Raw genomic sequence first — 12,126 nt, 5'->3', positions numbered from 1 at the left:
AGCAAGCGCTCACATTTCGCGCCGAGCTGAGTCGGATCGAGCTGAGTCGGATCGAGCTGAGTCGGATCGAGCTGTGTCGGATCGAGCTGTGTCGGATCGAGCTGTGTCGGGCCGGGCTGTGTCGAGTCGGGCCCGGGCCGCGCATGTCCGCCAAGCCATGCCGCGCGAAACCTTGCAGCGCCCACCAGGCCGTGAAGGCCCGCCGCGATCGTGCTGCATCGCTCTACAATGAAGCGGTTTCGTCGTGCAGGCGCCGCAGCGCTGGTCTGGAGTCGCCCATGTTAGGCATTACCTCATTTCCGTTTTTCGTTGTCGCCGTGCTGTTGCTGAACATCACGCCGGGCCCCGATACGGCGTTTATCGTCGGACGCAGCGTGAGCCAAGGACGCAAGGCCGGCATCGTATCCGCGCTCGGCATCTCGGCCGGATGCATCGTTCACACGCTGGCGGTGTCGTTCGGCCTGACCGCGATTCTCGCGGCCTCGGCAGCTGCCTTCACGGTCATCAAGATCGCGGGCGCGATCTATCTGATCTATCTCGGCGTCCGGCTGCTGTTGGCTCACAAGACCGCCCCCGCGGCGAATGCCGGCGCCCGCATCGCCGCGACGCAGGCCGAACACGCGGCAAAACACGACCCCGGTGCGCCGGCGCCCGCGCCGTCATCGACGACGGCCGAGATCAAGCCCGCGCGGCCGCTTCGATCGATCTTCGTCTCGGGTTTCTGGACGAACGTCCTGAATCCGAAGGTGATCCTGTTCTTCGTCTCGTTTTTTCCGCAGTTCGTCAGCACCGCGAGCCCCCACAAGACCCTCGCGTTTCTCGCGCTCGGCGCCGTCTTCGTGCTCATGAGTACCGTCTGGAACGGCGGCGTCGCATGGGTCGCGGGTTCGGTCACGGAACGCATGCGCGGCCGGCCCGCCGTGCGTCGATGGATCGATCGGGTCGTCGGCACGGCATTCATCGGCCTGGGTATGCGGCTCGCGGCCCTGCATCGTTGAACGCGAGAAAGCCCGGTCACGCGGCGTGTCGCGCAGCGCTGCACAGGGACGGCCTGCGCGGCACGAACGCACGGCGGCGCGGCGGCGCGACGCGGAGGATCCGGCGCCTGACGTCTGCATTGCGCGCTCGCTTTGCGAAATCGAATCGCTTGGGTCGCGGCATCATGATCCGCTCAGAAACGCGTGCTTGAATCGAGTCGGCACGATCGATCCGGCGCCTTGAATTTCCGCCGGCAACCCAAATCTAACAATCTCCTTTCAAATCGAGCTTCCCGCGAGGCAACGTCCATGTTCAACTGGGTCAAGACCGCCATGCTCATGGCGGCGATCACCGCGCTGTTCATCGTGATCGGCAGCGTGCTCGGCGGTCATCGCGGCATGGTCGTCGCGCTGTGCATCGCGCTGGCGATGAATGTCTTCTCGTACTGGTTCTCCGATCAGATGGTGCTGCGCATGTACAACGCGCGCGAAGTCGACGAGACGAGCGCGCCGCAGTTCTATCGGATGATCCGCGAACTTGCGACACGCGCGGGCCTGCCGATGCCGCGCGTCTACCTGATCGACGAAGCCGCCCCGAACGCGTTTGCGACGGGCCGCAATCCCGAACACGCCGCCGTCGCCGCGACCACCGGCATCCTGCGCGTACTGTCCGAGCGCGAAATGCGCGGCGTCATGGCGCATGAACTCGCCCACGTCAAACATCGCGACATCCTGCTCTCGACGATCTCCGCGACGATGGCCGGTGCGATCTCCGCGCTCGCGAATCTCGCGTTCCTGTTCGGCGGCCGCGACTCGGAAGGACGCCCGGCGAACCCGATCGCGGGCATCGCCGTCATGATCCTCGCCCCGATCGCCGCGAGCCTGATTCAGATGGCGATTTCCCGCGCACGCGAGTTCGAGGCGGATCGCGGCGGCGCCGAGATGTCGGGCGACCCTCAGGCGCTGGCGTCGGCACTCGACAAGATCCACCGCTATGCGAGCGGCACGCCGTTCCCGACGGCCGAAGCGCATCCGGCGACGGCACAGATGATGATCATGAATCCCTTGTCCGGACGCGGCGTCGCGAATCTGTTTTCGACGCACCCAAGCACCGAAGAGCGCGTCGCGCGGCTCATGGAGATGGCGCGCACGGGCCGATACGATCTATGACGGCTTGTTCGGCGTGAGAGGCGGAGCGGCTTGATCGCCGTGATCGCCGTGATCGCCGTGATCGCCGTGATCGCCGTAAGCGGCGTAAGCGGCGTAAGCGGCGTAAGCGGCGTAAGCGGCGTAAGCGGCGTAAGCGATCAGTCTCAAACAGCGACGCGGCGTACGCAGTCACGCGCCGAGATCCGACGCGCCCTCGAGCGCCGCGCCCAAAACGATCGCCGGCGGCGCGCCTGACGCCGATCGGCCCGCATCGGAAGCGACCCGACCTGCGCCGACGCCCACGTTACAATACCGATCCCGCCGGCGACCTATCCGGGTCGCCGGCTTTTTTGCTTCCGATCGGTCGTTGAATTTGCGCAAGCGTCTTTCCGTCCTTCATCTCGCCCCCGACTCACTCGGGTTCGCGCTCGACAGCGCCGCCCAGGCGGTGCGCGCCGTGCGCGCGGGAACGTCGCTGCCCGCGGCCATCGCCGAGGTCACGCGCTCGGACAAGGCGGCGCTCGCGCGCGGCGCGGTGCAGGACGTCGCCTATCGCACGATGCGCGCGCTCGCGACCGCAGACGCCCTCGTCGCGCGGATGATGCAGAAGGCGCCGCCCGAGCACGTTCATGACGTGCTCGTCTGCGCGCTGGCCTTGCTCGTCGACGAACCCGGCACCGCACCCGCGTACAACACCTTCACCGTCGTCGATCAGGCGGTCCATGCCGTCACCGCGCGCCGCGAGACGTCCTTTGCCAAAGGACTCGTGAACGCGGTCCTGCGCCGCTTCCTGCGCGAACGCGACGCATTGCTCGCCGCCGCTCGCGCAGCCGAACCCGCCCAATGGAACTATCCGCAGTGGTGGATCGATCGCGTGCGCGAAGCGTGGCCCGACCATTGGCAAGCGATTCTGAGCGCGGGGAATACGCGCGCGCCGTTGACGCTGCGCGTCAACCGCCGCAAGACGACACCCGAAGGTTATCTGGCGCGCCTCGCCGAAGCCGGCCTCGAAGCGCGGCTCGCCGGCGCGGACGCGCCCGACGCGATCGTGCTCGAGCGCGCCGTCCCCGTCGATCGCTTGCCGGGCTTCTTCGACGGCGACGTGTCGGTCCAGGATAGCGGTGCGCAGCGCGCCGCCCCGCTGCTCGGCGCCACCGACGGCATGCGCGCGCTCGACGCGTGCGCGGCGCCCGGCGGCAAAACCGGACATCTGCTCGAACGCGCGACGCTCGACCTCGTCGCCGTCGAGTCGAGCGCCGAGCGTGCGCCGCGCATCACCGAGAATCTCGAACGCCTCGCACTCGCCGCGACCGTCAAGGTCGGCGACGCCGCAGCGCCCGAATCCTGGTGGGACGGCACGCCGTTCGACCGCATCCTCGCCGACGTCCCGTGCTCCGCGTCAGGTATCGTGCGCCGCCACCCCGATATCCGCTGGCTGCGCCGCGAATCCGACATCGCGGCGCTCGCGGCCGAGCAGCGCCGGATTCTGACGGCGCTCTGGACCGTGCTCGCGCCCGGCGGCGAGTTGCTCTATGTGACATGCTCGCTGTTCCCCGAGGAAGGCGAACTGCAAGCCCAGTGGTTTGAAGCGGCGCAGCCAGATGCGGTACGATTGGACGCGCCGGGTCAGTTGCTTCCCTCAATCACCGGAGTGAGTCCGGCCAGCGACACGATGCCTGGTTCCGGATTCGATCACGACGGATTCTTCTACGCGCGCTTTCTAAAACGGTGATCCGCTTACGCCATTTCCCGCTGCGTTGGCTTGGGTTGTGCTGCATCGTGCTTGCGATGTGGATGTCCCATGCCGCCCGGGCGGACACGATCGCAGTCGACCGCGCGTCGCTCGAAGCGGACGGCACGTCGGGCTGGAGCCTCGATGCGCGCTTCGCGTTCGACCTGAACGGCAGCCTCGAAGACGCGGTCAACCGGGGCATTCCGCTCTACTTCACCACCGAGTTCGTGCTCACGCGCGGACGGTGGTACTGGTTCGACGAAGAAGCCGTCCGGACCCAGCAAAGCATTCGATTGTCGTTCCAGCCCTTGACGCGCGAATACCGCGTCTCGACCGGCAGCGGTCTGCAACTCGCGTTTCCGAGCCTCAAGGACGCACTCGCCGTCGTGCAGCACGTGACCTCGTGGCATGTCATCGATCGCAACCAGGTCTCGAACGACACCACGTATCAGGCATCGGTACGCATGCAGCTCGACGTCGCGCTGATGCCCAAACCGTTCCAGATCGACGCGGTCAACAACCGCGACTGGAATCTCGCATCGGATTGGAAGCGCTTTTCCTTTACTGTGAGCGACCATGGCAAACAGTAACGCGAACCTCAAGAGCTTCCTGACCCGGCTGCTGCTGTCGACCGTCGCGATCACGGCGTTGCTGCTGCTCGTGCTGCTCGCGCTCGCGAGCGCGAACACGGACTTCTTCGACCGCTACTACTCGTGGCTCTATGCCGCGAACGTGGCGATCGCGCTCGTGTTCCTGCTGATCATCGGCGGACTCGTCTGGATCATTTACGCACGCTTGCGGCAAGGCCGCTTCGGCACGCGGCTGCTTGCGAAGCTCGCGATCTTCTTCGCGCTCGTCGGGGTCCTGCCGGGCGGCATCATCTATCTCGTGTCGCTGCAGTTCGTCTCGCGAAGCATCGAATCGTGGTTCGACATCAACATCGAAACCGCGCTCGAATCGGGCCTCGACCTCGGCCGCGGCATGCTCGACAACGCGCTGTCCGATCTCCAAGGCAAGGCGCGCGCGATGGCCGACCAGCTCGGCACCGACCAGGATCCGTCGACACTGGCCCTGCTGCGGCTGCGCGATCAGTTCGGCGTGCACGACGCGACGATCATCGACGCGAACAACCACGTGATCGCGCAAGCCTCGTCGAACTTTGCGGCGCTCGTGCCGGACGATCTGCCGACGAATCTGATGATCCAGCAGGCGCGCGCGCGCGGCTATGCGGCGGTCGAGGGCGAACCCGACAGCGACCCGACCCTGTCGGGCGACTCGGCCAAGCGCGCGGCGCCGGCGAAGAACACGCCGCTCGAATTGCGCGTCGTGGTCCGGATCCCGAGCGGACTCGGCGCCGGTCTGCGCAACGACGAACGGTTCCTTCAGGTCACGCAGCCCGTCCAGCCGACGCTCGCGCAGAACGCCGAAGCCGTCCAGCGCGCGTATCGCGAATACTCCGAGAAGGCGCTCGGACGCACGGGCCTGCGCAAGATGTACATCGGCACGCTGACGCTCGCGCTGTTCCTCGCGACCTTCATCGCGATGCTGCTCGCGCTTGCGCTCGGCAATCAGCTCGCGCGTCCGCTGTTCCTGCTCGCCGAAGGCACCAAGGAAGTCGCGCGCGGCGACTACACGCCGAAACGCGAGATCAAGTCGAACGACGAACTGGGCTTCCTCACGCAATCGTTCAACGCGATGACGCGTCAGTTGTCCGAAGCGCGCGTGGCCGTCGAGCGCAATCGTGCGGCGCTCGAACAATCGAAGGCCTATCTCGAAAGCATTCTCGCGAACCTGACGGCCGGCGTGTTCGTATTCGATCGTCAATTCCGCCTGACGACCGCCAACGCCGGCGCCGAGCGGATCTTCCGCCAGCCCTTCGACGCGGCGCTGAATCAGCCGCTCGATCAGATCGGCGCGCTCAAGGAACTGGGCGCGATGGTCCGCAAGGCATTCGCCGACAGTCAGGCCACCGCGGGCCCCGACATGGGCGAGCGTCGCGGCCATTGGCAGCAGCAACTCGAAATCCCCGTGCCCGGCGAAGCGGATCCGCTGACGCTGCTCGTGCGCGGCGCGCCGCTGCTGCGCGCGCCCGCGAGCCCTGTCAACGGCGCGGCGCCGGAAGACGTTGCAGCGACGGATGGGTACGTCATTGTGTTCGACGACATTTCGGATGTGATATCGGCGCAGCGCTCGGTCGCATGGGGCGAGGTCGCGCGCCGGCTCGCACATGAAATCAAGAACCCGCTGACACCGATACAGCTCTCCGCCGAACGTCTCCAGATGAAGCTGACTGATAAGCTCGCGCCGGCCGATGCGGATGTCCTCAAGCGCGGCGCGACGACGATCGTCAATCAGGTCGCCGCGATGAAACGGATGGTCGACGACTTCCGCGAATACGCACGGACGCCGCCGGCCGTGCTGCAGAATCTGCAGCTGAACGATCTGGTGGCGGAGGTGCTCACGCTGTACGGCATCGACGATGCGAAGGGGCCGCTCAAGATCGAGCTGATGCCGTTGCCGATCATTCGCGGCGACGCGACGCAGATCCGGCAGGTCATTCACAACCTGCTGCAGAACGCGCTCGACGCGGTGGCCGAAACGCCAGGGCCGCGCGTGTTGCTCGAAACGCGAACAGTAGAATACGGAGACCCCGATGCGCTGGGTCGCAGTCGCCAGTCGGTACGGCTATCGATCTCCGATAACGGGCAGGGCTTCCCCGCGCGAATCCTGACGCGCGCATTCGAGCCGTATGTGACGACCAAGGCCAAGGGAACAGGCCTCGGACTTGCAACAGTCAAGAAGATTGTCGACGAGCACGGTGCGCGAATCGACATTCGCAACCGAACCAAGGCAGGCGATGGATCGATTGCCGGTGCGCAGGTCTCGATCCTGTTTCTCGAGCTCGCGGACGACACGGCCACGCAGAGAACAAAAGCAACAGCGCATACAAAGGTAGAGTAAATGGCAACCATCCTCGTGGTAGACGATGAAATGGGCATCCGCGAGTTGCTGTCGGAGATACTCAGCGACGAAGGGCATGCGGTGGACGTCGCAGAAAACGCGCAGGCGGCGCGTGAGTACTTCGAACAACAATCGCCGGATCTGGTGCTGCTCGATATCTGGATGCCGGACACCGACGGGGTGTCCTTGCTGAAGGAATGGGCCGCTCAGGGCCAGCTGAAAATGCCCGTGATCATGATGTCGGGGCACGCGACGATCGACACCGCCGTCGAGGCGACGAAGATCGGCGCGCTGAATTTCCTCGAAAAGCCGATCACGCTCCAAAAGCTGCTCAAGGCCGTCGAGCAGGGTCTCGAACGCGGCGCGATGCCGCCCGTCGTCGCGCCGCCCGCAGCCCCGGCCGGCGCACCGGGCATCGAGCCCGCGCCCGGCATCGACGGCGCGCCCGCGACGCCGAGCGCACCCGCTTCGCATGCGGGCGCGATTTCGTTCGATATCCCGCTGCGCGACGCGCGCGATGCGTTCGAGCGCGCGTACTTCGAGTACCACCTCGCGCGCGAGAACGGCAGCATGACGCGCGTCGCCGAAAAGACGGGACTCGAGCGCACGCACTTGTATCGCAAGCTCAAGCAGCTCGGCGTCGACCTCGGCAAGAACAAGGGCGAGTGAGAAGGGCGAATAAGCGAAATCCGGCCGCTCGAAAAAAGTTTCCGCCGAGGCTTGAACCGCTCGTCGAATCGCTGCTATACTTTCGCTTCTGCGTGGCCCGGTAGCTCAGTTGGTAGAGCAGCGGATTGAAAATCCGCGTGTCGGTGGTTCGATTCCGCCCCAGGCCACCATCGGAATCGAGTGGAAAGCCCAACCTGAACGGTTGGGCTTTTTGCATTTCGGCGCCCTTTTTCGTTCCGACGTCCGATTCAGCGCATCCGATCGGATCGCGCCCGATCCGGCACGGACCATGCGTCGCGCCTCATAGTGCGATAATGACTCGCACTCGAAGCCGCTTACCCGATCGCAACAATGACTTTCCACGCAGCGCCGACAGCGACCGCGTCGATCGACGCGCACCGCCCGGATTACGGACGCGGTACGCGGCGCACGTCCCGCGTGCATGCACACGGGAGGCGCGCGCAATGATCCATCGGCACGCACCCCGCAAACTCGGTTTGGTGCTCGGCGGCGGCGCCGCGCGCGGCTGGGCGCATATCGGCGCGATTCGCGCGCTCGAAGCGGCGGGCATTCACCCCGATATCGTCTGCGGCACGTCGATCGGCGCGCTCGTCGGCGCGGTCTATGCGAACGGCGATCTCGACTGGCTCGAAGACTGGGTTCAGCGGCTCACGTGGCAATCGGTGCTGCGCCTGCTCGATCTCAAGTTCTCGGGCGGCCTGCTCGGCGGCAAGAAGGTCCTCGATGTCTTCGCGCGCCAGTTCAACGGGCGCACGCTGACCGAACTCGCCAAACCGTTCGCGGCCGTCGCGACCGAACTCGATACGGGACGCGAGATCTGGCTTCAAGAAGGCAGCATCGTCAACGCGGTCCGTGCATCGATCGCGATTCCGGGGATCTTCCAGCCCGTCTTTCACGACGGCGTCTGGCTCGTCGACGGCGGACTCGCGAATCCCGTACCGGTCTCGGTCGCGCGTGCGATGCGTGCCGATTGCGTGATCGCGATCGACCTCAACAACGACATTCTGAACGGGCGCGACTTCGGCGGTCCCGCGCCCGACTTGCCGCCGCCGATCGCGAAGGAAGCGCTTACGGCCGGAGATGCGCCGCACGCCTCGGTCTCCGATGTCCTTTTGCCGGCCGCGGCCGAGGCCGAAGCAGACCCGGCGCGGCCCGTCGCGCTACGCAAGAACGGCAAGCCGTGGCCTCGATGGCTCGCGCCGAACCCCGCGTACGACGTCCATACGCCGCCGGCCCCGAGCGCGCGGATCCCGTCGCTGATGAGCGCGATCGGCCAGAGCATCGACATCATGCAGGTTCGCATCACGCGCAGCCGGCTCGCGGGCGAACCGGCCGACATCCTGATTCAGCCGCGGCTCGGCGGCATGCGGATCTTCGATTTCCATCACGCCGCGCCCGCGATCGAGGAAGGCCGAGCCGCCGTCGAACGCATGATGCCGGCCATTCGGTCACGGCTCGGGCTCGACGAACGCGACGGGTCGCGCGCCTAGCGACCGATGTCGAACGATTGGGCATCGCAGGATAGGCGGATAGCGGCGGCTCATCGTGTATGCGACCCGGCCTGCGATCCGGCGCCACGCGCGGCGCGCTTGGGCTCCGGACGGCGCTCTCGGCTACAATAGCGGGTTAGTCGTTTGCCGCTGCCCCCCAAGCTTCAATGTTCCGGCGACGACGCAGGGATCATCGGGAGTCCGTTGTGCAATCGACAATGCGTGAAAGCGCGCGCCAAGGCGCGCTCGTGCTCTTTTCGGGCGGTCAGGATTCGGCCACCTGCCTCGCCTGGGCGCTCGACCGCTTCGACCATGTCGAGACGCTCGGTTTCGACTATGGCCAGCGCCACCGGATCGAACTCGAATGCCGCACGCAATTCCGCGAGCGCATCGTCGAGGTCATGCCGGCGACGCGCGCGCGGCTCGGCGACGATCACGTGATCGACCTCTCGGTGCTCGGCGCGATCAGCGACACGGCCATGACGCGCGACATCGAGATCGTCACGACGGCATCGGGCTTGCCGAATACCTTCGTGCCGGGACGCAATCTGATGTTCATGACGATCGCGGCGGCAATTGCTTATCGGCGCGGACTCCGCGTGATCGTCGGCGGCATGTGCGAGACGGACTTCTCGGGCTACCCGGACTGCCGCGACGATACGCTGAAGGCGCTCCAGGTTGCGCTGAACCTCGGCATGGACAGCCGCTTCGTGCTCGAAACGCCGTTGATGTGGCTCGACAAGGCCGACACTTGGCGCCTCGCGCGGTCGCTCGGCGGCGACCCGCTCGTGGACCTGATTCGCATGGACACGCACACGTGCTATCTCGGCGAACGCGGACTGCTCAACGACTGGGGCTATGGCTGCGGCGAGTGTCCGGCATGCAAGCTGCGCAAGCGCGGCTACGAGGCGTATCTTGCCAATGAACCCGTCGGCGCCGATCCGACACGGTGAGCGCCACGCTCCCCAACACGCACCGGGCCGAGATCCGGTGCTGATATGACGCTGTTACGATGACTTACGCTGTCAAGGAAATCTTCTATACGCTGCAGGGCGAAGGCGCGAATGCCGGGCGCCCGGCCGTGTTCTGCCGGTTCGCCGGATGCAATCTCTGGTCGGGCCGCGAACAGGACCGGGCCGAGGCCGTCTGCCAGTTCTGCGATACCGACTTCGTCGGCACCGACGGCGAGAACGGCGGCAAGTACGCGAGCGCCGAGGCGCTCGTCGCGCGCGTCGCATCGCTGTGGCCCGAAGACGAGGCCTATCGATTCATCGTCTGTACAGGCGGCGAGCCCTTGCTGCAGATCGACGCGACGCTGATCGACGCGCTGCACGCCGCCGGCTTTACGATCGCGATTGAAACGAACGGCACCTTGCCCGTCCCCGACGGTATCGACTGGGTCTGCGTGAGCCCGAAGGCCGATGCGGAACTCGTCGTCACGCGCGGCGACGAACTCAAGGTCGTCGTGCCGCAGGCGAACCAGCGGCTCGCGGACTACGAACGCCTCGACTTCACGTACTTCATGGTCCAGCCGATGGACAATGCGTCGCGCACGCTGAACACGCGACTTGCGATCGACTGGTGCAAACGGCACCCGCGCTGGCGTCTGTCGATGCAAACCCACAAATATCTGAACATTCCCTGAGCGGTCTGCCGTGCTTTCGATTACCCGAAAACTTGAATTCGACGCGGGCCACCGCATTCCCGATCATCGGAGCCAGTGCCGCAATCTGCACGGACATCGCTATGTCCTCGAGATCACGCTCGAAGGCGAACTCGTCGACGTCGAAGGCGCGCCCGACCGCGGCATGGTCATGGACTTCGCCGACGTCAAATCGCTCGCGAACACGCACCTCGTCGACCTCTGGGACCACGCGTTCCTCGTCTTCGAAGGCGACACGCAGGTCCGCGACTTTCTCGCGACGATGCCCGGCCACAAGACGGTCGTGCTCGATCGGATTCCGACCGTCGAAAATCTCGCGCTGGCGGCGTTCGGCATCCTGTCGAAGGTCTACGACCAGCACTACGGCGTGGACTTGCGCCTCAAGCGCGTACGTCTCTATGAGACGCCGAACTGCTGGGCCGACGCCGAACGCGCATAAACGCCGGCATCCCGTACGGTCCGACGACCGCTGCACGGCACGCGCCATGCAGCGGTTTTTTTACGTCCAGTATCATGGGGAGCGCAGCAGACCCGTAGGGAGAGAACGATGGACATGCCCGATCTCGATTCGATCCGCTCCCTGGGTCATGCCCATGCGCGCGCAATCACGCGCGCGCGCTCCGGACCTGCGCGCATCGTCTTGACCCGGATCGCCGCACTGCTCGTGACGATCGGTACGGTGACGTCGCCCGCGAGCGCCGCGGTGCCGGTCATGGCCGCCGCAGCATCGATCGCCTCCGGATCGACCGCATCGGAAGCACCGCCCCACGCGAGCAACCCGCCTCGGACTGCACCGCAAGACGCCCAGCCCCTGCACGCGAAGCCCGCCCCCGCGCAAAAGGAAACGCAGACCGCAATCGACGACTACGAGGCGGGCAACTATCCGGCCGCGCTCGGCGAATTCAAGGATGCGGCCGAGAAAGGCAATCGCCTCGCGGCATTCAACTACGCGATGATGAAGCTCAACGGCGAAGGCACGCCGGTCGACGTCCCCGAAGCCGAGCACTGGCTCAAGAAAGCCGCCGAGGCCGATATGTCGCACGCCCAGTACGCGTACGGCCGTCTGTTCGACGACGGCGTGCTCGAACGGCTCGATCCGGGCGAAGCCCATATCTGGTATCTGAAAGCCGCCAAGCAGGGACATGTGCAAGCGCAGATCGCGCTCGCGAATCAGTTCATGGACGGCCGCGGCACGAAGCAGGATTTCGCGCAGGCGTTCGTCTGGTATCACAAGGCGGCGCTCGCGGGCGACATGGCGTCCGAATACATCGTCGGCACCTACTACGAGCGCGGCGGCGACGGCGTTACGCCGAATCTCGAGACCGCACGGCAGTGGTATGCGAAGGCGGCCGCGCAGGGCGATCCGGCCGCGCTCGTCAACTACAAGGCGCTGACCGAAAAACTGCATCCGGCTGCAGCCGATCACGACGCGCCGGCCAGCGAATAGCGCGCCGGCGCATCGCG

The 12,126-nt window shown here is 65.8% G+C and carries 11 protein-coding genes and 1 tRNA gene; all 12 read left to right on the top strand.

The genetic code is table 11. From position 1 onward, the window contains the following. Nucleotides 1-278: 278 nt before the first annotated feature. The 12 genes from D7S86_RS01255 (at nt 279) to D7S86_RS01190 (ending at nt 12,109) form a co-directional block, all read left to right on the top strand. On the top strand, nt 279-998 hold the full coding sequence (locus tag D7S86_RS01255; RefSeq protein ID WP_121082402.1) for a LysE family translocator: 720 nt from the start codon (nt 279-281) through the stop codon (nt 996-998). Nucleotides 999-1,286: 288 nt separating this feature from the next. Next, nucleotides 1,287-2,147: a zinc metalloprotease HtpX gene (gene htpX / locus D7S86_RS01245; RefSeq protein ID WP_121082396.1), complete on the top strand. Its 861-nt coding sequence runs from the start codon at nt 1,287-1,289 to the stop codon at nt 2,145-2,147. 346 nt (nt 2,148-2,493) lie between these two features. After that, nucleotides 2,494-3,858, top strand: a complete 1,365-nt coding sequence (gene rsmB, locus D7S86_RS01235) for a 16S rRNA (cytosine(967)-C(5))-methyltransferase RsmB (protein WP_338069139.1) — start codon at nt 2,494-2,496, stop codon at nt 3,856-3,858. 56 nt (nt 3,859-3,914) lie between these two features. After that, nucleotides 3,915-4,448: a DUF4390 domain-containing protein gene (locus D7S86_RS01230; protein WP_121082388.1), complete on the top strand. Its 534-nt coding sequence runs from the start codon at nt 3,915-3,917 to the stop codon at nt 4,446-4,448. Further along, nucleotides 4,435-6,819 (top strand): sensor histidine kinase, encoded by a 2,385-nt coding sequence (locus D7S86_RS01225; protein WP_121082386.1) that lies wholly within the window; start codon nt 4,435-4,437, stop codon nt 6,817-6,819. The genes D7S86_RS01230 and D7S86_RS01225 overlap by 14 nt, the downstream gene beginning before the upstream one ends. Beyond that, complete coding sequence (locus D7S86_RS01220; RefSeq protein ID WP_121082383.1) at nt 6,820-7,488, top strand: response regulator; 669 nt, start codon at nt 6,820-6,822, stop codon at nt 7,486-7,488. A gap of 94 nt (nt 7,489-7,582) precedes the next feature. Continuing rightward, nucleotides 7,583-7,658: transfer RNA gene (locus D7S86_RS01215), tRNA-Phe, on the top strand. Nucleotides 7,659-7,952: 294 nt separating this feature from the next. Beyond that, entirely contained in the window at nt 7,953-8,999 is a 1,047-nt protein-coding gene (locus D7S86_RS01210; protein WP_121082380.1) for a patatin-like phospholipase family protein, read from the top strand. Between the two features lie 218 nt (nt 9,000-9,217). Further along, nucleotides 9,218-9,952: a 7-cyano-7-deazaguanine synthase QueC gene (gene queC / locus D7S86_RS01205; RefSeq protein WP_121082377.1), complete on the top strand. Its 735-nt coding sequence runs from the start codon at nt 9,218-9,220 to the stop codon at nt 9,950-9,952. 59 nt (nt 9,953-10,011) lie between these two features. Further along, nucleotides 10,012-10,644, top strand: coding sequence for a 7-carboxy-7-deazaguanine synthase (queE, locus tag D7S86_RS01200; protein WP_121082374.1), 633 nt, complete (start codon nt 10,012-10,014; stop codon nt 10,642-10,644). A gap of 10 nt (nt 10,645-10,654) precedes the next feature. Continuing rightward, nucleotides 10,655-11,101 (top strand): 6-pyruvoyl trahydropterin synthase family protein, encoded by a 447-nt coding sequence (locus tag D7S86_RS01195; RefSeq protein WP_121082371.1) that lies wholly within the window; start codon nt 10,655-10,657, stop codon nt 11,099-11,101. Nucleotides 11,102-11,209: 108 nt separating this feature from the next. Then, nucleotides 11,210-12,109 carry a tetratricopeptide repeat protein gene (locus D7S86_RS01190; protein WP_240647947.1) on the top strand — a complete coding sequence of 300 codons (900 nt, stop codon included), beginning with the start codon at nt 11,210-11,212 and terminating at the stop codon, nt 12,107-12,109. Nucleotides 12,110-12,126 lie beyond the last annotated feature (17 nt).

The sequence above is a fragment of the Pararobbsia silviterrae genome, from assembly GCF_003628125.1.
Classification (GTDB): domain Bacteria; phylum Pseudomonadota; class Gammaproteobacteria; order Burkholderiales; family Burkholderiaceae; genus Pararobbsia; species Pararobbsia silviterrae.
This window is presented reverse-complemented; position numbering and strand designations above follow the sequence as displayed.